Genomic DNA, 23,569 nt, shown 5'->3' with positions numbered 1-23,569 from the left:
ACGGAACCCGCGTCGCGTTTACTGGCTACCGTGTCCGGTCCGGGAGGATCGGGCAAGAGCCTGCTGCTGGAAAACTTGGCGGCGGCCTATGAGGAAGCAGGCGTCCCCGTCAGCTCGGGCAGGCACGCACTGGGGAAAGACCCTGTGGACGAAGGAACCACGGTACTGATCGACGACGCCCACCAGTTGGACGACGCCGAACTGGAGCGCGTCCATCGGTTGGTCGACGGGCAGAACGTGAACCTCGTGGTCGCCTACCGGTCGTGGCCGAAGTTGCCGGCGTTGCAGCGGCTGACGGCGGTGTTGGAGGCGCACCGGCGGCCGGTGTTGTTGGGGCCCTGGACCCGTAACGATATTGCCCGGCACGCAGCAGCTGTCCGCTCTGACCGGCTTCCTGCTCCCGTCCTTGATCAGGTCTTCCGGCTGACCGGGGGCCTGCCTTGGCTGGTCCAGCATGTGTTGGAAGCGATCGACGATGCCCGCCCAATACCGTCAGATCCGGTGAAGTTCGGCGGGTTGGTCAACCATGTGGGCCACGAGCTCGACCGGCTGGAACCCAACCTTCGGGAGCTGCTGCTGGCCCTGGCCATCGGTTTCGATCCAGCCGGGCCGCTGCCTTCCGGACTGCGGGAGCTGCCCGGCGGAATCGGGCCGCTGATGTCGCAGGCCACGGCCGCAGGGTTGGTGTTGCCCGAGGGAAACCTTGCTCCGCTCATGCGCAACGTCCTGCTTCATGTCACCCCGCAGCACCACGTCCGGGCCTTCCAGCGGGCCCTGGCCGACTGTTTAGCCAACAACACCGCATCGGCGCCCGTGGACGTGGCCCGCGGACTGGTTCGGGGCGGACTCCAGGATCCACGCGTGGCCCGCGTCCTTGAAGACGCCGGCGACGGCGCCCTGGCTTCCGAGCCCCGGGTGGCCGCGACACTGTACGGTGAAGCGGCGGCAGCCGGCGCCGACGAAGCGGCAACGGCGGCGCGCCGGGCCCAGGCGGCACTGGCCTCCGGAGACCTCGAAGCAGCCGGCCGCATCCTTGACCGTCTCCTGGCCCGGCCGGAGGCACCGGACAGGCTCCGTGCAGCGGACGTGGCGGCGTCGCTGTGGGCGCAGCGGGGCATGCTGGCGCGCAGCGCCCAGGTCTACCGGTGGCTCGGATCACCCGCCACGGAGGCGTCCAGGGCTCTGGCCGCCGTCGTCATGATCGGTACGGGTGACCCCGACCAGGCTCGAAGCCTGCTTGCCGGCAACCACGCCGACAACTCGCCAACCCTGACGAACGTGGCCGTCTCGTTGATGGGACAAGGCATCGTCGCGTCGATCGGCGAGCACACCGAGCAGGCGCTGCCGGCCCTAGTGCGGGCTTCCGACATGCTCACGGCCTCCGGCGCCGCCATTCCGCTGCCGGACAGCCCTGCGGCCCTCGCGGCCTTGGTGGCCCTGCACAGCGGTGAGCTCCCCGTAGCGGCAGCCGTCCTCGACGACGCTCTGCGCGGCCGCCAGGGAGGCCCGGCCGCCCGCTTGAGGCTGCTGCTCCTGCGGGCCTGGGTCGCCATGCTGCAGGACCACCCGGACAGCGCCGGGGCTGCCATCGCAGAGGCGACCGCCAGCGGAATCCGTCCCACCCCGCGCGACGAATTGTTGCTGGACGCCCTGCAGGTCGGGCTGGCGCGGCGAACCGATGACACCGCTGCCTTGGTGCGCGCCTGGGACCGGGCGCGGGGCCGGCTGCTGCACGTCGCCGTCGATCTCTACAGCCTTTTGCCGCTCGGCGAACTGGCAGTAGCCGCTGCCCGCCTGCGTGATTCCGCGAGGCTGCAGCCGCATTTGACGGAGGCTTGGGCGCTGCTGGGCAGATTGGGCGAACCGGCGCTGTGGTCTACCTCGCTGCATTGGTATGCGGTCCAGGCGGCCCTTTTGGCGGACAGCCCCAGCGAGCTCGCCCCGCATGCCTCGGCGCTGGTCCGGGCCTCGGGGACGTACCGACTGGCGGGCGTGCTCGCGGCGGCCGGCCGGGCGTGGGTAACGGTGCTGGCCGGCAGGATCGATCCGAAGCTGGTGGAGGAGTCCGCCCGGGCGCTCGCATCCGTCGGCCTCACCTGGGACGGGGCGCGCCTCGCCGGGCACGCGGCAGCGCACGCGGACGAGCGCAAGGACATGAGCCGCCTCTTGGCTTGCGCCAGGGACCTTCATCCCGGCACGCGCGGGACCATGGACGCGCCAGCCGACGTCACCGTCACCGAGCCCGGCGGGCAGGCAGCGGTCCCCGCCGGAGCAGCACAGGGACAAGAAAGCGCCGTCTTGAGCGAGCGGGAGCGCGAAGTCGCCCGGTTGGTGCTGGAGGGCAAGACGTACCGGGAGATCGGGGCCGCGATTTTCATTTCGCCGCGCACCGCCGAGCACCACATAGCGCGTATTCGACGGCGGCTAGGGGCTTCGAACCGTGCCGAACTCCTGACCCAGTTGCGGCTTGCGCTCGGCGAAGACAGTTCCCCGCAGTAATTCCGCGTACTTCCGGGCTTAAGGCCCCTCCCTACCTAGTCCCCGTCCACCGCGATCCCCCTGGAGGGGGCGGGCGGCGGGGGAGGAAGCCCCGATGCGGGCGACAGCAGCCCGGCCGTAGCTTTGAACCAAGCCAAGCAACTCAGCTCGGCGGGCCACCATCCATAATTTTGGCCAGATCCAGTAGGAATAAGAATGGGGATTCACATAATGCCTACGCTCGCAAGCTCTCTACTCGAATTCATCATGAATCTGCTCCGTGATCCGCGCGCAGCCGCCGAATTCCAGGCAGACCCGGAGGCCGCCCTCGCCGAGGCCGGCCTGGGCGACGTGTGCTCCGATGATGTGGACGCCATCATGCCGGTCATCCTCGACTACGCTCCCGTGGATGCCAGCTCGTCCTTCGACCGCGAGTACAACACCGGCGGCAACCACTCCGGCGGCGACACCGGCGACTGGTCCAGCGACAACTCCGGCAACAATGGCGGTGGCTGGGGCGGCGGCGGCCACGGTGGCGGGGGCCACGGTCACGACGGCGGCCATGGGGGTGGCGGCCATGACGACGATGACCACGGTCACGGCGGCGGCAGGGGCAACGATCATGATGACCACGCCCACGCTGTGCAGCAACTGACGCACATCGTGAACAACTACTCGTACACCTCTACGATCGACGATCGGGACACCATCACGGATCAGTCTGTCAACCAGAACATCTGGGCCGACGGCGACGTGAACCAGTGGTTCGACAACGACGCCGTGATTGCCTCGGGCGACGACTCTGTTGCGGCTGGCGGGGACGCCACCGTGGATAACTCGACGGATAACTCCAACGACTACTCGAAGGATTACTCGACCGACAACTCCACCACCGTGACAACCGGTGACATTGAGGGCGATGTGACCGTCGGGGATACCGACATCTCCGTCGAGGACTCCTTCAACGTCGAGGACTCCTACAATGAGGATTCCTACAACGAGGACTCTTACAACGAGGACTCCTACAACACGGATGTCGACCTGGACGTCGAGGTGGAAGACTCCTTCAACGACAACTCCGACCATTCGAAGGATTACTCGACCGACAACTCCACCAACGTGGAGATCGAGGACTCGTACAACGGCAATACCACCGAGATCGAGGTCGAGGACTCGTTCAACGAGGACAATTCCACCACCGACATCAATGTGGAGGATTCCTTCAACGAGGAGGTCGAGATCGAGGATTCGTTCAACGAGGTCGAGGTGGAGGATTCGTTCAACGACAGCTCCACGAACACGGACGTGCAGGTGGACGACATCAACGCCGAGTTCACCGACAACTCCGTCAACGACTCCGTCATCGTCGCGGACAACGAAGTGGACATCGAAGACAGCGTTGTTGCCGAAGAGGTCGACTTCTAACCGACCCGATAACTGAATCACGACAGATCAGCTGTCCAGCAGGAGGCCGGGGACCTCCTGCTGGACAGTGTCACGGTCCGGCCGCGGGGCCGGAAGTCAAAAGGGGATACGGTGGTCGAGCTCGTCAAGCTGGTGGATCAGGGCCAGGAATTGGCCAAGAAGGGTGAGCGCGCAGACTTGCAGCGGCGCCTGGAACAGACCCGCAAGCGATTGCAGGATCCGACCACCCGGGTGATCGTCGTCGGTGAATTCAAGCAGGGTAAAAGCCAGCTCATTAACGCCCTGGTAAATGCGCCGGTTTGTCCCATCGACGACGACGTCGCCACCTCGGTGCCGACGGTGGTCAAGCACGGGGAGCCTGCCTCAGCCGTGATCCTGGTTCCGAAGGAACGCGCCGACTCCAGCGACGGGGACGTTGAACTGGAGCGTCGCCCGGTCGCCTTGGACGAGCTCGCCGAGCACGTCTCGGAACGGGGGAATCCGGGTAACGAGCGCCGGCTGGCAGCCGCGGAAGTCTCCCTGCCCCGGAAGGTTCTGCACGGCGGACTCGCCCTGGTGGATTCGCCGGGGGTCGGGGGACTGGACTCGGCCCATACCCTCACCACGCTGACGGCATTGCCGACGGCGGACGCCGTGCTGTTGGTCTCGGACGCATCCCAGGAGTTCACCGAACCGGAGATCCGGTTCCTGCGGCAGGCGCAACGGATTTGCCCCAATGTGGCCGGCGTCCTGTCCAAGACGGATATGTACCCGCAATGGCGGCGCGTGGCCGAACTGGACAGGGGCCATTTGAAGCGGATCGGGGCAGACATGCCGCTGATTCCGGTCTCCTCGGAACTTCGCCTCCGGGCGGCCGAAATGCGTGACAGCGAACTGAACGCCGAATCGGGATTTCCGGAGCTGGTGGCCTACCTCCGGCAAAAGATCCTGGGCCAGACCGAGCGGCTCCAGCGGCGGTCCGTGGCGCAGGACCTGATTTCGGCCATGGACCATCTGCGGCTGTCGCTGAAGTCCGAACTGAGCGCGCTGGAGAATCCGGACGGCACCCCGGAGATGCTGGCCGAGCTGGAAACGGCCAAGGAACGCGCCGACGAGCTCCGCCGTCGTTCTTCCCGCTGGCAGGTCACGCTCAATGACGGCATGAGCGATCTCATCGCCGATATGGAATACGACTTGCGAGACCGGCTGCGCAGCATTTTGCGGGACGCCGAGCAGTCCATTGATGCCGGGGATCCCGGTCCGCAGTGGGAACAGTTTGTGCACTGGCTGGAACAGCGTGTGGCCGCGGCCGTGTCCGACACCTTCGTGTGGACGAACGAACGGTCGTTGTGGCTGGCGGAAAAGGTCGCCGAGCACTTCAACCAGGACGACGTGACCCTGCCGTTGCTGCAGGTCGATTCCACGGAGAACGTGCTCGACCCGGTCGAGGAAATCCCGGATCTGGATGCAGGACGCCTTGGAACGGTCCAGAAAATACTGATTGGCATGCGGGGTTCGTACGGCGGTGTGTTGATGTTCGGCCTCCTCACCGGGATCGCGGGCATGGCGCTGATCAACCCGATCTCGGTCGGCGCCGGCCTGCTGCTGGGAGGCAAGGCCTACCGCGAAGACAAGGAAGCCCGGTTGAAGCGCCGCCAATCGGAGGCCAAGGCCCTGGTCCGGAAACAAGTCGATGAGGTCGTGTTCCAGGTGGGCAAGCAGCTCAAGGACCGGCTCAGGATCGTCCAGCGGGCCACTCGCGACCACTTCACCGAACTGGCCGAAGAGCACCATCGCTCGCTGGCGGATTCGGTACTGGCGGCACAGAAGGCGGCAAGCCGGTTCCACCAGGAACGCGACCTGCGGATCAAGGAGCTTAAGGCGTCCCTTGCACTCGTGGAGTCGCTGCGCCAGCAGGCGTTGGCGCTGGACGCTGCACCGCAAGTGGCTGGACAGGCATGAATACCGCGGCAGCCGGAGCGGACGTCGAAGCGGCGCGCGGGCTGGTCCAGGAAGCGATTGCAGCCTACCGCGACGAACCGGCCGTGTGTCAGGTGTTGGAGGAGTATGCGCGCCGCCTCGAGGAGCCGCTGCGGATCGCCATTGCGGGCATGGTCAAAGCGGGCAAGTCAACCCTGCTCAACGCCATTATCGGCGAAGAGATTGCCCCGACCGACACGGGAGAGTGCACCCGGGTGGTCACCTGGTACCGCTTCGGCGACACTCCGCGGATTACCCTGCACCCGCGTTCTGGAGCGCCCCGGGACCTGCCGACCAAGCGCACCGACGGCCGGTTGGTGTTCGAGCTCGGCGGGGTCCAGGCAGAGGACGTCGACAGGCTCGTGGTGGACTGGCCGTCCCGAACCCTGCGGGACGTGACGTTGATCGACACGCCGGGCATTGCCTCGCTCTCCCGGGACGTGTCGGCCCGCTCCACCGATTTCCTGACGCCGGCCGACGCGCCCTCGGAGGCCGACGCGATCATCTACCTGCTGCGGCACCTGCACGCGTCCGACCTGGGTTTCTTGGAGTCCTTCCGTGATACCGCGGCCGGCCAGAGCGGTACCGTCAACGCACTGGCGGTATTGTCCCGTGCGGACGAGGTTGGGTCGGGCCGGATCGACGCCATGCTCTCCGCCCGGGACATCGCTGCGCGGTACCGCCGTGACGGCGCGTTGCGTTCACTGGCCCTCGGGGTAGTGCCGATCGCCGGCCTGCTGGCCCAGTCGGCGCGCAGCCTGCGGCAGGCGGAATACGCCGTCCTCGTCGAGCTCGCTTCCTTGGACAGGCGGGAACGGGAGCTGCTCCTGCTGTCCGCCGACCGCTTCGTCCGTCCGGGAGGCCCGCTGTCCGCCACGCCGGAAGCGCGGGCCAAGTTGCTGGACAGGTTCGGGCTCTTCGGGCTCCGGCTGGCAGCCGCGCTGCTCCGTGGAGGCATCTCGGAGCCGACCGCGCTGGCCCACGAACTGGCCCGCCGCAGCGGGCTGGACGAATTGCTGGCCGTGATGACCGGGCAGTTCCAAGCCCGGGCCGGACAGTTGAAAGCCCGGACGGCCCTGGTCGGCGTCGAAAAGCTGCTGAACGATCACCCCCGCCCGGGCGCCGCGGGAGTCGCGGCCGGCTTGGAACGGCTGCTCGCCAGCGCCCACGCCTTCCGTGAACTGCGTCTGCTGGCGGCCGCCCGCACCACCGGGCTGCCGTTGGAGCCGGAGTTGGCCGCCGAAGCTGAACGGATGATCGGCGGCGAAGGCGTCTCGGCGCCCGAACGCCTGGGGCTTCCGCGTGACGCCCGGGGCGAGGTCCTGCGGGAGCACGCCGTGGCGTGCCTGAGACGTTGGCACGCCGTGGCCGGCGACCCGCTGCGCGGCCGTGCCGTCGCCGAGGTCTGCCAGACCGTCATTCGCAGCTGCGAGGAACTGTTGGCCGGAATGCAGCCTGCTTCAGGCAGGCGGCCTGCCTCGCCGCCCCTGGTGCTCGGCACGGAACCATTGGTTGGCCCCGCTCAGGACGCTGGCGATTACCGCCGCGCCGGCTAGCACCAGCTGCAGAACCAGCATGATCCTGATGCCCAATTCCTGATCGCCGGGAGCGGCCAGGAATTCGTCGGCCAGCAGGGTCACCGCCCCGTGGACGAACAGCATGGCGAGCAGCACGAAGCGCACTTTGCCATGCCGGCGCATAAGGGCCCGCAGCAGCACGGCCTCGATCAGCATGACGAGCGCCAGCACGCCCAGGGTTCCCCAGAAAACCACGACCGCGAGCGCTTCCACGGTCTCCTCGTCGGCGCCCTGCTCCAAACCGTCGATGAGCCCGCGCAGGTGCTTGAGGATCTCCTCCTGCGCGAAATACGCGAAGATCCCCGCAATCAGTCCCGAAACAAAACTGAGGATCCACAAGGCGCGGACCCTCTTGACAGCAGGCGGCGGCACCAAAGTCCCGATGATCGGAGGCGGCGTGAGGTCGGACATCTGCGGACGCGGTGGCGCGGGACGTTCCGGTTCGCCGGACATTCCCCCGGTTCCCTGAGCTCCAGGCGCCCCCATCCCTGGTTCCTGAGACATGGAGATAATCTAGCCGCCACCCAAAGCGACCGCAATGCTCGTGCCCGGGCGTGACCGCCCTCCGGCCGCCGTGCCCACGACGACGGCGGCGTGCGGCATCTCAGCGGTCAGGGCGGGCTTCCGCCGCCGCTATCCGCCCACATGGATCCCGGGCCGGTGGGCAGGGTCAGGCTCATTCTGCCTGATGATTTCGCGCACTACGGGAGCCGTGTCTCCCTCTCCCAGGAGCAGATAGCGGAAGAGGTGGCCGAGCGGATTGCCTTCAGACCATTCGAAATAGGCATGGGGGCGAACACCCGTTGCGTCCCGCACGGCCAGGAGGATGGCGGCAATAGCATTCGGGGCCGCGGGGCTTTCCGCACGAAGCACCCGGTACCCGCCGACGTCGATGCCGCGGACGCGAAGCACCTTGGCGAAGGCCGAAGGGTCCACGATGTCGATTTCGAGGAACAGGACGTCCGCCGTCCCCGGGACCGGATTCATGTGCCGCTGCGCGTCTTCCTTGGCACTGTAATCGTCGTGGTTGCCGGGCCGGCGCTTGGCGATGACGTTCAGCGAGCCGTCGTTGTCCAAGGAATCGCTGATGAACCGCCGGGCAGTCTGGTCGAATTCGATACGTTCGGCGCGGAGTTCTATGGTGCGGGCGACGCGGGAGACGAGCGAGACGCCGACCATGCCGACGATGAACAGCCCGCAGATGCCGATGCCCTCGGGTTTTTCCAGGACGTTGGCCAGCAGTGCGTAGAGCAGCACCAAACTGAGGGCGCCGTACCCGGCAGCGGTGCGGCGTTTGTGGCGGCGTGCAGTCGTGACGGCGACAGCGACGGCCGCCGACACCATCATGGCCAGGATGCCTGTGGCGTAGGCTCCGGCCTGGGCGTTGACATCCGCCCCGAAACTCACGGTGAGCAGGATGCTGACCCCGGTGTAGACCAGGACGACGGGCCGGATCGCACTGGTCCATTCGGGGGCCATTCCGAAGCGCGGCAGGTAACGCGGGACGATGTTGATCAGCCCGGCCATCGCCGAGGCTCCCGCGAACCACAGGATCAAGACCGTTGCCGCGTCATAGATCGTGCCGAACCCCTCGCCGAGCAGTGCGTGCGCAAGATAGGAGAGGGCCCGGCCATCCGCGGGGCCGCCTGCGGCGTAGGCCTCGGGCGGGATGAGGACGGCCGTCACGAAGCTGCTGCCCATCAGGAAACCGCTCATAACAGCCGCAGCACACGTCAGCATCTTCCGCGTATTGCGGACCCGTGAGGCGAGGCGTTGTGCGGGAGTGTGCCCCTCGGACGCCACGAGCGGCATCATGCTCACGCCGGTCTCGAATCCAGACAGGCCCAGGATCAGCAGAGGAAATGCCAGCAGCAGGGACAAGGTTAGGTTGCCGGGGCCGGGGCTGGCAACGGCCATGGCCTGCGCCCAGTCGCTGATGCGGCCGGGGTCCTGCGCGATGAGCGACAGGCCGGCCATGATGACGGCCGCATTCAGGATCACAAACGCGGTCACCAGGGGCACGGCAATGGCTACAGCCTCGCCGAATCCGATCAGGAAGATGCCCCCGAGGACCAACAGCAGCACGACGGTGACTGGAACCGGGTGGCCCTGCAAGAAGCCGGGAGAGTAGGGATTCTCGAGCAAATGCACCGTTGCGTCGGCGGCCGAGAGTGTGATGGTGATGATCCACGATGTGGCAACGAAACCGAGCAGGACGAGGATAACAACCTTCCCCTTCCAAAACGGCAGGAGCCGGTCGAGCATGGCCACCGAGCCTTCGCCGTGCGGGCTCTCCGCCGCCACGCGCCGGTAGAGCGGGAGCATTCCCAGCAAGGTGAGCCCCACAATGAGCAGCGTTGCCAGCGGCGACAGCGGTCCCGCAGCGATCAGGGCAATTCCGGGCAGGTAAGAGAGCGTGGAGAAGTAGTCAACGCCGGTCAGGCACACGACCTTCCACCAGGGATGGGGCGTCCCGCGCGCTGCGCTTTCGCGGCCCACCGGCGGAACTTTGTCCATCAACAGCCAGCGGCTAAGCGCGCGGCGAAGCGGCGGCGGGGGAGCCGGCCTCGGGACAATAGCCGGGACCGTATGTTCGAGCGACCAGCGCACCGATTTTCTCCTGTCGCCCCGGCCGGGCGGGCCCCGTTGCCCGGGGCCCTGTCGCAGGGCGCTCCCACAGTATAGATCCGTCATTGACCGGGAACGAGAGAATTTTGTGGATTCCGCATCCGGTTCCCCGCAATGGCGGGCCTGCTGATTTTCACCGTGATTGGTCCTGGTTTCAGCGTGGCCGGGGGATGGCCGCAGGGGCCGGGTTACAGTGCATCGAGGCTCAGGGCCGTGACGAACCCGAGCGCTGCCGTGAGGCCGGTGAGGATGTGATGCTCTTCGAAGGCCTCGGGGATCATGGTGTCGGCGACCATGGCCAGGATGGCGCCCGCCGCCAGCGCGTTGATGAACGCCACGAGCTCTTCCGGTGCGTCTTGCAGCGCAAGGTAACCGACCAGTGCGCTGGCTCCGGAGAGCACGGCGATGGTGCCCCACACGCCAAAAACATAGCCCGCGCCCCGCCCGGCCTTCTTCATGCCGGCGCTGCTGGAGAGCCCTTCGGGGATGTTGGAAATGAACACGGCTCCCAACATTGCGGGGCTGACTGTTCCCCCGGCGACGAGGCCGAGGCCCAGCACGAGGGATTCAGGGATACCGTCCAGCAGGGCGCCGGCGGCGATCGCCAGGCCGCTGCCCGGGGTATCTCCCTCGGCGGGCTGCTGATTGCCGGACCGTTTGCGGTGCCTGGCCCCTTTTGTGGCCAGCAGGGCGTTCGTTGCTACGAAGAGACAGGCGCCGACGAGGAAACCTCCGATGGTCGCGCCGATCCCGCCGGTCGTTACCGCTTCGTCGACCAGTTCGAAGGCGAGCGCCGAAATAAGGACGCCGGCGCCGAAGGCCATGACCGTCGAGACAACCTTGACGGGAATGGCCCATTTCCAAGCGACGGCACAGCCGAGCACCAGCGCGGCACCGCCCATCGCCCCTACGGAAAACGCGGTCATCCACAACGGCATGGCTGTTCCTCCCGTCCAGGCTCAGGCTAGCCGCGGGAAGGCGCAGCCGCCATGGCGGGAGAGGGATTGTTTAGCCGGATGGGAGGGATGGACGGCCGGGCGCCGGCGGTGCCGGCGAGCCGGGTCGCAGTGCTACTTGGCGGGCCGGCCCAATCCGGTGCGCGCCATGGCGTCGGCATAGGCTTCGTGCATCGCGTCCAGCCATTCCTGCTGGCGTGCCGGCGAACCCGCGAAGGCCCGGCCGCTGAGCGCCCGAACCTTGTAGGTCTTGAAGCCGCGCCGCCAGAGCAGCGGGTTCTCGGTCTTCAGCAGCAAGCCGGCGAGCCGCTGGGCTTCGGTTCCGTGTGCCACGAGCACCGAGGCCCGCGGCACCAGCGTCAGCATCTTCAGCAGCGGCTTGAGGCCGGCGTTGATCTGGTCGGGGGTGAGCTTGCCGTTGGCCTCGCCCGGGGTGAACCACGGATGCACGTTCCACGGCATCACGTATTGGGGCCGCAGGCCGAGCTGCCACTGCAGCCCGAGCATCCGCGTCGTTGCCTCCTGGTCTCCCGGCCAGATGAAACCCGTGTCCGAGGCGTGCCCGATGTTCGAGTAGAGCGAGACGATCCGGCATTCATCGGCGTCGTGGATCGGATCCACGTAAGGGACCTCGGTACCCGGCTTCAGGTCCCGCAGTTCGTCGCAGAGACGGTTAATGTCGGCGACGCCAGAGTCGTACCTGCGGTCCATGAGGTCCTTGTGCTGATCGGATACTGCCGGGCTGGTCATCGGGGTGCGGGTCTCCTGGAGGGAAGGGAAGGTGAACGGTAGGAAATCGGTGCGCCGGGGAACGACGGCGGTGCCGCCGTGGGAACGGGCAGCCGCCTGCGGCGACGGGAGGCGGCTATTGAGCATAGCAACCGAAGCTGGGCGCCTCCTGCAGACCGGCGGCGGAATCCCGGGCATCCGGCGCGGGTCCTGTGACGAAGATGACCCGGCGGTTAAGCAACGGTGAAATCAACGCTGTGCCAGCCGGTGGCGCCATCCGGAGCAGGCGGTGCCGCCGCCTCGGTCTGCAGCGTTCCGTCGGCCTCCCAGGCGCGCACCCGGAGCCGGTGCGGCCCGGCCGGAACGTCGTCCTGCACCGAGTACCACTGGCGCCAGGTGTCCACGGAAGCCTCCGCCGCCAGTTGGGCGTCCACCCAGTCGCCGTCGTCCAACTGCACCTGGACCTTTGACAGGCCCCGGTGCTGGGCCCAGGCCGTTCCCCCAAAGGCCAGCGTCCCGGCGGGCAGGCGGGCTCCGGGCCGCGGCACCTCGATTCTCGAGGCCGTCTTGATCGGACCGCGGTCCGACCAGCCGCGGGTGGTCCAGTAGGCGGCCTTGTCCGCAAACCGCGTGAGCTCCAGGTCAACCACCCACTTGGTCGCGGACACGTATCCGTACAACCCCGGCACCACCATCCGCACGGGGAAACCGTGCTGCAGTGGCAGGGGCTCCCCGTTCATCCCGACCGCCAGCAGCGCGTCCCTCCCGTCGGTGAGCACTTCCAAGGGGGTCGAAGCAGTGAAGCCGTCGACGCTGGTGGACAGGACCATGTCCGCTTCCGGCAGGGGGCGCGCACGCGCCAGCAAGTCGCGCAGCGGATACCCCAGCCAGCGGGCGTTGCCGGCCAGGTTCCCGCCCACCTGATTCGAAACGCAGGTCAGCGTGGTGTAGCTCTCCACAAGGTCGGCCTTTAGCAACTCCTGGAAGTTAATGCTGAACTCTTCCTCAACCAGTCCGTGAACGCGCAGCTGCCATTGCCCCGGATCTACCGACGGGACGATGAGCGCAGTGTCGATGCGATAGAACTCCTCGTTGGGGGTTACGAAGGGAATCACCCCGTCCACCGGTGCCTGCACATCCTCCGGCAATGGCCCGGCAGGCCGCGCGGGGACCGGCAGCCCCAATGCCTGGCGCACCTGCCGTGCGCTGTTCCGCGCCGCCGAAACTGCGCCGGCCGCGATCCCCATGACGACGGCGACACCCGCCATCGCCGCGGCGTTCGCCAGGAAGCGGCGGCGGTCCGGAACCTCCGGCATGATGGCCGCGTCGCCCACGGACAAGGGCGCGGGCCGGGGCAGGAGCCTGATCAGCCGACGCAGGCAGAGCAGGCCAGCCGCGGTTCCCAGCGCCGTCGGAATGGCATCGGCCGGCACAGCCCCGGCGCGGGTGAGCACGCAGGCCGCCATGCCCGCCGCGAGCATCACCACCACCAGCGCGCCGGCGGTCCAGCGCCGGGCTGCGAGCAGGCCGGCCGCGGCGGCGATCAGCACCGCAACGATCACCATCGCAATGAACAGCACGAGTTTGTCCGCCGTCCCGAAAGTCGAAATGGCGAATTCGGTCAGCCAGGTCGGGGATAGTTCCACGACGGCGGCGCCCACCGAGCCGAAGGGGGAGGCGGCCGGGCCGAAAAAAGCTGCCGCCAGTTCAGCCGTGCCAAAGAGCGCGGCCGCGGACGCGACGCCCGCCAGCATGGCCGGCGACCACCCGGTCAGCGTGGCCTTCGTGGCTGGCGGTGCTGCCATGCCGTGTCCTTCGCTCGATGACGGGCCGGATGTCTCCGAACGGGTGGCATCGTGCCCTGCTCCGATCATCTACCCGAAGCAGGGCGCAGGACAACCACCGTGGGTGTTGGCAGGGCGGCCTCCCGCGCCGGGCGAAGCAATGTTGCCTGCCGTTCACCGGCCATTAGTTGACTCTTCAACTATCAGCTGCTACGGTAGATGCATAAGCATGAAGTTCACCCGGGCTTCACATCCTAACTTCAACCAGGAGGCACTAAATGGCCGTACAGCTCACCCCCGGAACCTGGAATCTCGACCAGTCCCACACCGAGGTCGGCTTCTCCGTCCGCCACGCCGGCATCAGCAAGGTGCGCGGCCAATTCACCGACGCCGACGCCACCCTCGTGGTCGGCGACAGCCTGGCCACTTCCTCCGTCGAAGCCGTCGTGAAGACCGCCTCGTTCGACTCCAACGATGACAACCGCGACGCCCACGTCAAGGGCGAAGACTTCTTCAACGTGGAGCAGTACCCGGAGATGACCTTCAAGGCCACCAGCGTCGAAGGCACTCCCGAAGAGTTCCGGCTGGCCGGCGAGCTGACCATCAAGGACACCACCAAGCCGGTGGTCTTCGATGTCGAATTCGGCGGCATGGCGGTTGACCCGTTCGGCGCCACCCGCGCCGGCTTCTCTGCCACCACGCAGATCTCCCGCAAGGAATTCGGCATCACCTGGAACGCCGCCCTGGAAGCCGGCGGCGTGCTGGTGGGCGACAAGGTCACCATCACGGTTGACTCGGCCTTCGTGCTGCCGGCCAACTAACCCAAGCGACACCCAAAGGCAGGGCCCGGATCCGCTCCGGGCCCTGCCTGCTGCGTTAACGCCCTGCGCGTAACTGCGCTGATCCGGAGCTTGCCCGGCTGCGCAGCTCAAAGCACCCGGCACCGCGCCCGCCAAGCCGGGGCTCCCCGGCTCTCCCGGGCCCCGGGCGGATACGCTGGCATCGTGAAGATCGCCATCCTCGATGACTACCAGGACGTCGCACTGGGCAGCGCCCCGTGGGAGCAGTTGCCGGCGGGCATCGCCGTCGAGCGTTTCACGGACCATTGTGACGACGTCGGCGTTCTCGCCGCGCGCTTGGAAGGGTCGCAGGTGGTGGTCACCATGCGCGAGCGGACACCCATCACCGCCGAGCTGATGGACCTGCTGCCCGGCCTGGAGCTGGTGACCACTACCGGCATGCACAACGCATCGATCGACCTGGACGCCGCGCGCGCCCGCGGGGTGACCGTGTGCGGGACACAGAAAACGACGCAGGCTCCGTCCGAGCTGGCCTGGGCGCTGGTGATGGCTGTGGCCCGGGAAATCCCGCAGAACGACCGGGACGTGCGGGCCGGGATCTGGCAGGCCCGGATGGGGGTCGACCTGGCCGGGTCCACCCTCGGGCTGCTGGGCCTGGGCAGGCTGGGGCAGCTGATGGCCCGCTACGCGCAGGCGTTCGGAATGGACGTTCTGGCGTGGAGCCCGCACCTGACCCGGGAACGCGCCGCCGGCCACGGGGCGGAGTGGGTGTCCAAGCAGGATCTGTTCCGGCGCTCGGACATCGTCAGCGTCCACCTGAGGCTGGCGGAGTCCACCCGCGGGATTGTCGGCGCCGCCGAGCTGGACCTCCTGGGTTCCGGGGGCCGGCTGGTCAACACCTCGCGCGGACCGCTGGTGGACGAGGACGCCTTGGTGGCTGCGCTGGCGGGACGGCGGATCGCCGGCGCCGCGCTCGACGTCTACGACGTGGAGCCGCTGCCGCAGGACAGCCCGCTGCTCGACGTGCCTAACCTGATCCTCAGCCCGCACGTCGGCTTCGTCACCGAGGAGGCCCACAGGCGGGGGTACACGCAGATGCTCGAGGACATCCTGGCCTACCTCGACGGCGCGCCCATAAACGTCCTCACCTGACCGGCGACGGCACGCGGGAGGCCGCCGTTTCCGCCAGCTTCGGGGAAGTCTCCTACGAATCGCGCCTAGCTCGCCGCCATGCCGGCCGGGACAAGTTCCATGGCGTGCTCCTCCACGTAGTCCAGAGCCAGCCGCACGGCTCCGGTGGCCACAATCGCATCGCCGAACCCGGAGACCGCCACCCGCGGCGGCGTCGCGGTGAGCTTGGGGAGTTCCCGGTTGATGGTGGGCAGCAGGGCCGACGCCGAGGCGGCCACCGCACCGCCGATCACCACGAGTTCCGGGTTGAGGAAGGTGCCCAGTATCGCGACCACGCGGGCCATCCGTTGGCCGATGCGCTCCAGGATTTCCTGCGCCACCGCGTCTCCCCGGGCCGCGGCCTCGAAGACGAAACGGGCCGACACGCGCGTGGTGCCCGGCCCCACCAGTTCGCGGATCAAGGTGGGCCTGCCGGAGGCCAGGGCCTCGTTGCCCCAATAGCGGGCCAGCCGCGCGATGCCGTCTTGGCTGCCCACCCCGTCCACCAGTTCCAGGGTGCCCACTTCGCCGGCGCCGCCGTTGCAGCCGTGCAGCAGCCGGCCCGATTCGATCAGGCCGGTGCCCAGCCGCTCGCCGGCCAGCATGACGGCCAAGTCGTCGACGCCCTTGCCGGCGCCGCTCCAGCGCTCCGCCAGGGCCGCCAGGTTCGCGTCGTTCTCCAGCAGCACCGGCCAGCCGTAGCGGGCAAAGACCTCGGTCTGCAGGCCAATGTCGAAGTGCTCGGAGAGTTCATGTCCGGGTGCCACGTTGCCGTGGCGATCGACGACGGTGGACACCCCGATGGCCGTCGCCAGCACCGATTCCGGCGGCAGTCCGGCCTCGGCCAGGGCGGCGGCTACTGCCCGCTTAATCGTGGAGCGGCGCGAGTCCGCCGGAGCCGGCGGCTTCTCGAACCGCTCTGAGATGCGGGCCAGCACCAGGCCGTTCAGGTCCGCCACCAGCACGGTGGCGGTGGCCATGCCGACGTCCAGTCCCAGCACGCAGCCCGCCCCGGGGTTGAACTGGAACCGCCGGGCCGGCCTGCCCTTCGCCGTGCCGAGCACGCGTTCGCCGGCCACCTCGCGGGCCCAGCCCCGGGACACCAGGTCGTCGCAGACCGCGATGACCGTGGCACGCGTCAGCCCGGTCGCCTCGATCAGGTCGCTCCCGGTCACTGCGCCGTTCTCGCGCATCACTGACAGGACGGCTTTCAGGTTGGTCAGCCGCAGGACCTGCGGAGTGGTGGCGGTGGTGCTCACATCGATCCCCTTGACCTCGTCCGGCAGTATCAGGATAATAATAATGGAACATAAATTTAGAGGCTAAATAAAAGGAGTTCCCATGGCAGTACGGATTGGCATCAACGGTTTCGGGCGCATTGGCCGCAACTACTTCCGGGCGGCCATGGCGCAGGGCAAGATCGGTGCAGACCTCGAGATCGTGGCGATCAATGACCTCGGCTCGCCGGAAACCCTGGCGCACCTGCTCAAGTACGACTCCGTGGTCGGCCGGCTGGGCGCGGACGTCAAGGTCGCCGACGGCGACCTGGTGGTCGACGGACGGACCATCAAGGTGCTGGCCGAGCGCGACCCCGGAAACCTCCCTTGGCGCGAGCTCGGCGTAGACATCGTGATCGAGTCCACCGGGCGCTTCACCAGCTCCACGGATGCCGAAAAGCATTTGGTCGCCGGCGCCCGCAAGGTCCTCATTTCCGCTCCCGCGAAGGGCGATGTGCTCAGCGTTGTAATGGGCGTCAACGACGGCGAGTACGACGACGGTGCCCACCACCTCGTCTCCAACGCCTCCTGCACCACCAACTGCCTGGCCCCGCTGGCGAAGGTGCTGCACGAGAACTTCGGGATCGAGCAGGGCCTGATGACCACCATCCACGCCTACACCGCGGATCAGAATCTGCAGGACGGGCCGCACCGCGACCTGCGCCGGGCCCGGGCGGCCGCGATCAACATGGTTCCCACCTCGACCGGGGCAGCGAAGGCGATCGGGCAGGTGCTGCCCGAGCTCAAGGGCCGGCTGGACGGCTTCGCCATCCGCGTGCCGGTGCCCACCGGTTCCGCCACGGACCTCACCGTCACGGTCGGCCGCGAGGTAACGGTGGAGGAAGTCAACGACGCGTTCAAGGCGGCAGCCGCGGATCCCCGCCTGGCTGGCATCCTGACCTACACCGAGGACCCCATCGTCTCCTCGGATATTGTCACCGACCCGGCCTCGGCCATCTTCGACTCCGGCCTCACCAAGGTCATGGGCAACCAGGTCAAGGTCGTGGGCTGGTACGACAACGAATGGGGCTACTCCAACCGCCTGGTGGACCTGACCTCGCTGGTGGCGTCCAAGCTCTCCTGATTCCGCTCCGATCCCGCTCCCGGACACTGACTCCGGACTGACTATTCAGCAGGCGCCCTTTCCAGTCGTGAAAAGGGCGCCTGCTGATTCTTTGATGGGACTAGGGGGGCGAGAGCGCCGGCCAGCCAGAACTTCCGGGGCGCTCTGATGTCCGAAGTGCTCTCTAGCCGGTATCAGGTGTACATCAGCGAGCCGGGTGTGGTGAGTTTCTCGCCGGTCTCCAACCACGTCTTGAGGCCGGACAGGACCATCGGCCAGCCGCCGTACACCTGCTCGTTGGCCCCCTCGCGCAGCTGATCGTGCGTCACGGTGAGGCGGCAGGAGTCCTCCACCTGTTCGATCTCCCACGTCACCCGGGACGTGCCTTCGGCCGCGACGTCCTCGCCCCACAGTGCGCGCATCGTCTGGACCAGCCGGCGCGGCGGATCGACTTCCAGGTTCTCGCCTTCGCTCAGCGGCGCATCGGCCCGCGGGTTGGTCACCGCGTACCCGGACCCTGGCGTCCAGTCCGTCTCGATCCGGTTGCCGAACTGGTACTTGCTTCTGGTCTCGCTGTCCGTGATGGCTTCCCAGAGCTGTTCCGGGGTGGTGCGGATATAGATCTCGAAGATTTTCTCCATGGGACTTTCCAATCGGGATTTGAGGTCGCTGAGGGCAGCGGCCCATGGTTGTGCATACTTGCTCACCCAGCGGTCGTGGATGAGCCGGATGGGCACCGGATTCAGGAAGTGCAGTTTCTCCCGGCCGCGGCGGCGGGTCACCACCAGGCCGGCCTCTTCCAGTTGCTTCAGGTGCTTCATGACGCCGAAGCGCGTGATGCCGAACCGCGCTTCGAGTGCGGTGAGGGTCTGCCCGTCCTCGCGGAACAGTTCGTCCAGCAGCCCGCGCCGGGTGGGATCCGCCAGGGCCTTGAACACGGCATCCATGCGCCCATAATAGGTGACTGTTTAGTCACATGTCGAGAGAGCCCGCTCAGGCATCGGGGATGAGGACCGCTTTGACCAGCGGCCGCCCGACGGCGTCGGTGCTGGCTTCGGCTGTCAGCCGCAGCGCTTCGACGGCCCGGCCCATGGGGTAGGTCGTAATGAGGCGCTCGCCCAAATCCGGACTGGTGGCAAGGAACGCCAGGGCCTCCTCGAAATCCGGCCGGGTGGAGATGAAGCTATTCAGGACCGCAAGGTTCTTGCTGGTCCGGACCACGGGCGCAGGGGCGGTCCCGGTGGCGTACATCGCCACCATGACCAGGCGGCCCAAGGGCCGCAGTTCCTGAACGGCACGTGCCAGGTTGATACCAGCACCGGTCGCTTCAATCCATACATCGTAGGTGCTGGGTTGCTGCTCGGTCGTGCTGCCCAAGCCAAGGCCTTGGGCCAACTCAACCCGAGCCGCGTGGCCGGGACCTTCACGGCCAATCATCGTCACCTCGGCGCCGGCGCGCTGCGCCATCAGGCCGGCGAGCAGGCCGATGCTGCGGGTGGTCGAGACTGCCACGCGCTCGCCGGGCTGGATGCGGGCGACAGTAGAGACCGCGCGCCAGGCGATGGACGCGGGCTCTGCTAGAACTGCCGTGGTGTCCGGAACCGACTCCGGCACCGGCACCAGGTTGCGCCACGGAACGAGAGCCCGTGAAGTGGCTTGGCCATGCTGGGTCAGCCCCAGACCGGAGCGCTCGGCGCAAAGATGCGGCTGGTCCGCCCGGCACGCCTCGCAGTCGCCGCAGCCCACGGTGGAAATGGGCACTACCCGGGTGCCCGGCGCGAGCCATTCGGGAACCAGCAGCCCGGTGCGGACCACCGTGCCGACCGACTCGTGCCCGAGCACCATGCCCAGCGGAACCGGCGCCGCTGCCGCGTCGGCACGGTAGACGATAACGTCCGAGCCGCACAGCCCGCAGAGGCTGACCCGCAGTTCCACCTCGTCCGCTGTCGGCGCCCGCAGCAGGTGGTCGATCAGCCCGACGCCCCCGTGCGTGTGGGAAATCCGCGCCAGCGCCCGAACGGTCGGTTGCCGGCCGGAAAGATTGCTGGAGACAGTTGCCACGTCTTGTTTCCTCGAACTTCTGTGGAGCCTCAAACGGCCGTGGAGTCCCAGCCCTGAGAGCCTTTGGCGGCGTCGCCGGTTAGTCCGTTTTGCGCAGCGCCGAGCCCTTGTGGACAGCCAAGTGGTCCGTCTTGTCGCTCTGGACTTCGTACTGTGGCTCATCCTCGGAGCAGCGCCTCGTGCGGCCCCGGAATTCAAAGTCCTTGGTGTGGATCTTGGTGACTCTGCCGTGGATTTCGCCGGCCTCTGAATTCCAGCGCACTCTATCCCCAACCTTGAATGAAGCAGCCATGGTCAAGTCTTAGCATTTTTAGCCGAAGGACGCTTCCCCAACCAGCAGTTGCTGCACCTCGCCGCGTAGGACGGCGGCGCTTTAGGTGGGCTGTGAAACCCGCCCAAGCGCCGCCGTCGTTCTGCGGAGGATCAGTAGCTGGCCGGGGTGCCGGCCGTGCCGTTCCCGTCGGAGGGGATGTACTTGGCCGCGAGGGCTTCGGAGCCGCGGGCCAGCAGCGCCACGTCGGCGCCGACGCCGACGAAATCGGCGCCCCACTCCATGTAGCGGCGGGCGGAGGCTTCGGCGAAGGCGTTGACCCCCACGAACTTGCCGGCCGCCTTGGCGGCCTTCAGCGCCTTCTCCACGCCGGCGACCACGTCCGGGTGCTCCTGCTGGCCAATTACGCCCATCGAGGCGGCCAGGTCGGACGGGCCGATGAACACGCCGTCCACGCCGTCCACCGCGGCAATCTCCGCGGCGTTCTCCACGGCCTCGGCGGACTCGATCTGGACGATGACCGTGAGCGTCTCCTCCGCGCGGGTGAGATAGTCCGGGATGCGGTTCCAGCGGGCCGAGCGGGCCAGCGCGGAACCGACGCCGCGCACGCCGGCCGGCGGGTAGCGGGTGGCCGCGACGGCGGCGCGGGCCTGTTCGGCCGTGTGCACCATCGGAATGATCAGTGACTGCGCGCCCAGGTCCAGGTACTGCTTGATCAGCACGGTGTCGTTGACGGGCGGGCGGACCACGGGAATGCCGGGGTAGCCGCGCACGGCCTGCAACTGCGCCAGCACAGACTCCAGCCCGTTGGGGGAGTGTTCGGCGTCGATGAAAATCCAGTCGAAGCCGGCCCCGGCGCAGAGTTCGGCCACCAGGGGCGAGCCGGAGCAGACCCAGATGCCGGCCAGCGGCCGGTCGGCGGTGGACAGGGCGTCCTTGAAGGACGGATCGGGCTCTACTCGAAACGGCACGTGATGGTTCCCAACTGTCCGTAGTCGGCGAAGACGGTGTCCCCCTTGTGGACCCACATCGGGCGGGTGAAGGACCCGGCGAGGATGGTTTCGCCGGCCTTGAGGTGGTCGCCGTGCGGGGCGATCTTGTTGGCCAGCCAGTAGACGCCGGCGGCCGGGTGGTTGAGCACGCCGGCGGCCACGCCGGTCTCCTCCACGGTCTGGTTCTTGTACAGGATGGCGGAGATCCAGCGCAGGTCCACGTCCTGCGGGCGGACCGGGTTGCCGCCGATCACCATGGCGCCCATGGCGGCGTTGTCGGAGATGGTGTCAACGATGGTGCGGCCCTCCATCTCGATCCGCGAGTCCAGGATCTCGAGCGCGGGAACCACGTACTCGGTGGCGTTCAAAACGTCGAAAATGGTGGCGTTGGGGCCCTTTACGTCGCGGTTGAGCACGAAGGCCAGTTCCACTTCGATGCGTGGGTGGGTGTACTGGTCCCACTTCACCGTGCAGCCGTTCTCCAGGATCATGTCATCGAAGATGATCCCGTAGTCCGGCTCGCTGATGCCGGTGGCGTACTGCATGGCCTTGGACGTCAGGCCGATCTTCCGGCCCGCCAGCGAACGGCCCGCGGCCTCGCTGCGCTCGCGCCACAGGTTCTGCACCTTGTAGGAGTCCTCAATGGTCATCTCCGGGTAGCGGGCGGTCAGCCGTTTCACCGGCGTCCGTGTCCGGCCGGCCTCCACCAGCTCGTCGGCGATGGACTCGATCGTTGACGGGTCAAGCATCCTTGGCACCACTTCCTAGTTCTTCGCAGACCGCAGCCGCCCGGGGCGGGCGTTCGGCAGTCCGCGGCGCCGCACGGGAAGGGCGCCAGCACCATCTTACGGCGGCGCCTGTCACGGCCCGGAAGTTGGTTACAGGGGGAGCGGACAAGGACGGCGACCGCGGGCAGGAACTGCCGTCATCCGGCCCGACTGTTGCGCCGCAAACCGTATCGGGCCGGGTAAGCGGGCGGGCCGCGGCTAGGGTAGGCGGGTGAACTACTTCCTCCGCAGGCCGTGGACCGGGCGGATCGGCGCGCTGCTGGGCATCCTGCTGATGGCGCTGAGCCTGCGCGCCGCGGTCTCCGCCGTCGGTCCGCTGCTGGGCCAGCTTGGCCCCGAACTCGGCTTCGACGCCACCAGCATCGGCGTGTTGGCGATGCTGCCGCCGCTGGTGTTCGCCGCCGCCGGCCTGGGCACCCCGGCGCTGATCCGCTGGCTCGGGCTGGAAAAGGTGCTGGTGGCCGCCGTGCTGCTGGCGGTCGCCGGCCAGTTAGGCCGCGCCGCCGTCGACGGCGTGTGGCCGTTTCTTTCCCTGAGCGCGGTGGTGATGGCGGGGTACGGAATCGGCAACGTCGTGCTGCCGCCGCTGGTCCGGAAATACTTCCCGGACCGGGTGGGCGTGGTGACCGCGGGCTATGTGACCCTGCTGGCGGTCAGCACCGCGATGAGCCCGCAGCTGGCGGTCCCGGTGGCGGACGCCGCGGGGTGGCGGACATCGATCGCGCTCTGGGCCTCGGTCAGCGCCGTGGTGCTCATCCCGTGGGCGGTGCAGGCGGCACGGGACCGCCGCAAGCGCCGAATGGACGACGCCGGCGGGCGGGCTGCGGCGGCCTCGCCTGGACCCCGTGCGGACGAGGGCCCGCCCGGACCGGTCCGCGGCGACGGGCCTGCCGTTCGCGCCCGCGAAGCCGCGGCGGGGCCGGTGAAGCTGAATCCGTGGCGTTCACCGGTGGCCTGGGGCCTGGCCATCTTCCTGGCCGGCAACTCCGCGCAGACGTATGTGTACTTCGCGTGGCTGCCGCCGTACCTGACCGAACACGGCATCGACGCCGCGACGGCGGGGTCGGCGCTGGCGTACTTCGCCATCCTCGGGCTGCCCGCCAGCCTGCTCGTGCCATTGATCGTGCCGCGGCTGAGGCACCCCATCGCCGCCATCCTGGTGTTCACCGCCTGCTGGGTGGGCGGGCATCTGGGCCTGCTGCTCTTGCCGGAGAGCGGCACCTGGTGGTGGATGACCCTCTCCGGGCTGGGCCAGGGCACCTTCGCCACCGCGCTGCTGATGGTGAACCTTCGCTCGCGCACCACGCACGGCTCGGCGGTGCTGTCCGGCTTCAGCCAGGGCATCGGCTACGCCGGCGCGGGCGTCGCCCCGCTGCTGTTCGGCGTGGTGCACGAGGCCACCGGCTCCTGGACCGCTTCGTTCGCCATGCTGGGCGCCTGCATCGTGGTCATGCTGGTCGGCGCCGTCATGATCAACGGGCCCAGGAACATCGAAGACCCGCCCGCGGCCGGCGGCCGGCGCAGGAACCCGCGCTACCGCGCCAACGGCAGGGTGCCGCCGAAGGCTGCGTCGGCCGGCACCGGGGGAACAGGGCGGGCAGGCTAGAGGGC

Annotated in this window: 19 protein-coding genes; 8 read left to right on the top strand and 11 right to left on the bottom strand. The window is 67.9% G+C overall.

Going from position 1 to position 23,569, the window contains the following annotated elements:
- Window positions 1–30 precede the first annotated feature (30 nt).
- From AC5RTY_RS03290 to AC5RTY_RS03275, 4 genes are all read left to right on the top strand, one after another.
- Window positions 31–2,499, top strand: coding sequence for a LuxR C-terminal-related transcriptional regulator (locus AC5RTY_RS03290; protein ID WP_494024220.1), 2,469 nt, complete (start codon window positions 31–33; stop codon window positions 2,497–2,499).
- 195 nt (window positions 2,500–2,694) lie between these two features.
- Window positions 2,695–3,903: an IniB N-terminal domain-containing protein gene (locus AC5RTY_RS03285; RefSeq protein ID WP_494138959.1), complete on the top strand. Its 1,209-nt coding sequence runs from the start codon at window positions 2,695–2,697 to the stop codon at window positions 3,901–3,903.
- A gap of 111 nt (window positions 3,904–4,014) precedes the next feature.
- Entirely contained in the window at window positions 4,015–5,844 is a 1,830-nt protein-coding gene (locus AC5RTY_RS03280) for a dynamin family protein (protein ID WP_494024222.1), read from the top strand.
- Window positions 5,841–7,418, top strand: coding sequence for a dynamin family protein (locus tag AC5RTY_RS03275; protein WP_494024223.1), 1,578 nt, complete (start codon window positions 5,841–5,843; stop codon window positions 7,416–7,418). The genes AC5RTY_RS03280 and AC5RTY_RS03275 overlap by 4 nt, the downstream gene beginning before the upstream one ends.
- Here AC5RTY_RS03275 and AC5RTY_RS03270 read toward each other — a convergent pair.
- The 5 genes from AC5RTY_RS03270 to AC5RTY_RS03250 all read right to left on the bottom strand — a co-directional run bounded on the left by AC5RTY_RS03270 (window position 7,323) and on the right by AC5RTY_RS03250 (window position 13,557).
- Window positions 7,323–7,892 (bottom strand): hypothetical protein, encoded by a 570-nt coding sequence (locus AC5RTY_RS03270; protein WP_494013732.1) that lies wholly within the window; start codon window positions 7,890–7,892, stop codon window positions 7,323–7,325. The two genes, AC5RTY_RS03275 and AC5RTY_RS03270, sit on opposite strands and share 96 nt — an antisense overlap.
- A gap of 180 nt (window positions 7,893–8,072) precedes the next feature.
- On the bottom strand, window positions 8,073–9,938 hold the full coding sequence (locus tag AC5RTY_RS03265) for an APC family permease (protein WP_494024224.1): 1,866 nt from the start codon (window positions 9,936–9,938) through the stop codon (window positions 8,073–8,075).
- Window positions 9,939–10,255: 317 nt separating this feature from the next.
- Entirely contained in the window at window positions 10,256–11,005 is a 750-nt protein-coding gene (locus AC5RTY_RS03260) for a ZIP family metal transporter (protein ID WP_494024225.1), read from the bottom strand.
- Window positions 11,006–11,137: 132 nt separating this feature from the next.
- Window positions 11,138–11,773, bottom strand: coding sequence for a uracil-DNA glycosylase family protein (locus AC5RTY_RS03255; RefSeq protein WP_494001311.1), 636 nt, complete (start codon window positions 11,771–11,773; stop codon window positions 11,138–11,140).
- 212 nt (window positions 11,774–11,985) lie between these two features.
- Window positions 11,986–13,557 (bottom strand): molybdopterin-dependent oxidoreductase, encoded by a 1,572-nt coding sequence (locus AC5RTY_RS03250; RefSeq protein ID WP_494024226.1) that lies wholly within the window; start codon window positions 13,555–13,557, stop codon window positions 11,986–11,988.
- A 257-nt stretch (window positions 13,558–13,814) separates the two neighbouring features.
- Here AC5RTY_RS03250 and AC5RTY_RS03245 point away from each other — a divergent pair, with 257 nt between their 5' ends.
- Both AC5RTY_RS03245 and AC5RTY_RS03240 read left to right on the top strand, forming a co-directional pair.
- Window positions 13,815–14,357: a YceI family protein gene (locus AC5RTY_RS03245; RefSeq protein ID WP_494000850.1), complete on the top strand. Its 543-nt coding sequence runs from the start codon at window positions 13,815–13,817 to the stop codon at window positions 14,355–14,357.
- 183 nt (window positions 14,358–14,540) lie between these two features.
- Window positions 14,541–15,488: a D-2-hydroxyacid dehydrogenase family protein gene (locus AC5RTY_RS03240; RefSeq protein WP_494024227.1), complete on the top strand. Its 948-nt coding sequence runs from the start codon at window positions 14,541–14,543 to the stop codon at window positions 15,486–15,488.
- Between the two features lie 65 nt (window positions 15,489–15,553).
- Here the strand turns inward: AC5RTY_RS03240 and AC5RTY_RS03235 are convergent, their stop codons facing one another.
- On the bottom strand, window positions 15,554–16,765 hold the full coding sequence (locus AC5RTY_RS03235) for an ROK family protein (RefSeq protein ID WP_494024228.1): 1,212 nt from the start codon (window positions 16,763–16,765) through the stop codon (window positions 15,554–15,556).
- A gap of 82 nt (window positions 16,766–16,847) precedes the next feature.
- Here AC5RTY_RS03235 and gap point away from each other — a divergent pair, with 82 nt between their 5' ends.
- Complete coding sequence (gene gap, locus AC5RTY_RS03230; protein ID WP_494024229.1) at window positions 16,848–17,867, top strand: type I glyceraldehyde-3-phosphate dehydrogenase; 1,020 nt, start codon at window positions 16,848–16,850, stop codon at window positions 17,865–17,867.
- A gap of 173 nt (window positions 17,868–18,040) precedes the next feature.
- Here gap and AC5RTY_RS03225 read toward each other — a convergent pair whose 3' ends face one another.
- The 5 genes from AC5RTY_RS03225 to hpaH form a co-directional block, all read right to left on the bottom strand.
- Complete coding sequence (locus AC5RTY_RS03225; RefSeq protein ID WP_494000846.1) at window positions 18,041–18,793, bottom strand: ArsR/SmtB family transcription factor; 753 nt, start codon at window positions 18,791–18,793, stop codon at window positions 18,041–18,043.
- A gap of 46 nt (window positions 18,794–18,839) precedes the next feature.
- Window positions 18,840–19,907 carry an alcohol dehydrogenase catalytic domain-containing protein gene (locus AC5RTY_RS03220; RefSeq protein ID WP_494024230.1) on the bottom strand — a complete coding sequence of 356 codons (1,068 nt, stop codon included), beginning with the start codon at window positions 19,905–19,907 and terminating at the stop codon, window positions 18,840–18,842.
- A gap of 79 nt (window positions 19,908–19,986) precedes the next feature.
- The gene (locus AC5RTY_RS03215; protein ID WP_494000844.1) at window positions 19,987–20,199 is read right to left on the bottom strand and encodes a hypervirulence associated TUDOR domain-containing protein; all 213 of its coding nucleotides are present in this window, start codon (window positions 20,197–20,199) and stop codon (window positions 19,987–19,989) included.
- Between the two features lie 131 nt (window positions 20,200–20,330).
- Window positions 20,331–21,149 (bottom strand): HpcH/HpaI aldolase family protein, encoded by an 819-nt coding sequence (locus AC5RTY_RS03210; RefSeq protein WP_494024231.1) that lies wholly within the window; start codon window positions 21,147–21,149, stop codon window positions 20,331–20,333.
- Window positions 21,134–21,919: a 2-oxo-hept-4-ene-1,7-dioate hydratase gene (gene hpaH / locus AC5RTY_RS03205; protein WP_494024232.1), complete on the bottom strand. Its 786-nt coding sequence runs from the start codon at window positions 21,917–21,919 to the stop codon at window positions 21,134–21,136. Before hpaH ends, AC5RTY_RS03210 begins: the two co-directional genes overlap by 16 nt.
- A gap of 250 nt (window positions 21,920–22,169) precedes the next feature.
- On the opposite strand from hpaH, the gene AC5RTY_RS03200 reads away from it, so the two are divergent.
- Window positions 22,170–23,564: an MFS transporter gene (locus AC5RTY_RS03200; protein WP_494024233.1), complete on the top strand. Its 1,395-nt coding sequence runs from the start codon at window positions 22,170–22,172 to the stop codon at window positions 23,562–23,564.
- Window positions 23,565–23,569 lie beyond the last annotated feature (5 nt).

This window comes from Arthrobacter sp. Y3224055 (assembly GCF_059090825.1).
Note: the sequence above shows the minus strand (reverse complement) of the source record. Positions and strands in the feature narration are given on the sequence as shown.

What these genes read in the sequence shown, in the direction of transcription:
- AC5RTY_RS03285 (WP_494138959.1), top strand. Translation starts at nt 2,695, where the DNA reads ATGGGGATTCACATAATGCCTACGCTCGCAAGCTCTCTACTCGAATTC.
- AC5RTY_RS03275 (WP_494024223.1), top strand. Translation starts at nt 5,841, where the DNA reads ATGAATACCGCGGCAGCCGGAGCGGACGTCGAAGCGGCGCGCGGGCTG.
- AC5RTY_RS03270 (WP_494013732.1), bottom strand. Translation starts at nt 7,892, where the DNA reads ATGTCCGGCGAACCGGAACGTCCCGCGCCACCGCGTCCGCAGATGTCC.
- AC5RTY_RS03260 (WP_494024225.1), bottom strand. Translation starts at nt 11,005, where the DNA reads ATGCCGTTGTGGATGACCGCGTTTTCCGTAGGGGCGATGGGCGGTGCC.
- AC5RTY_RS03255 (WP_494001311.1), bottom strand. Translation starts at nt 11,773, where the DNA reads ATGACCAGCCCGGCAGTATCCGATCAGCACAAGGACCTCATGGACCGC.
- AC5RTY_RS03250 (WP_494024226.1), bottom strand. Translation starts at nt 13,557, where the DNA reads ATGGCAGCACCGCCAGCCACGAAGGCCACGCTGACCGGGTGGTCGCCG.
- AC5RTY_RS03245 (WP_494000850.1), top strand. Translation starts at nt 13,815, where the DNA reads ATGGCCGTACAGCTCACCCCCGGAACCTGGAATCTCGACCAGTCCCAC.
- gap (WP_494024229.1), top strand. Translation starts at nt 16,848, where the DNA reads ATGGCAGTACGGATTGGCATCAACGGTTTCGGGCGCATTGGCCGCAAC.
- AC5RTY_RS03225 (WP_494000846.1), bottom strand. Translation starts at nt 18,793, where the DNA reads ATGGATGCCGTGTTCAAGGCCCTGGCGGATCCCACCCGGCGCGGGCTG.
- AC5RTY_RS03215 (WP_494000844.1), bottom strand. Translation starts at nt 20,199, where the DNA reads ATGGCTGCTTCATTCAAGGTTGGGGATAGAGTGCGCTGGAATTCAGAG.
- hpaH (WP_494024232.1), bottom strand. Translation starts at nt 21,919, where the DNA reads ATGCTTGACCCGTCAACGATCGAGTCCATCGCCGACGAGCTGGTGGAG.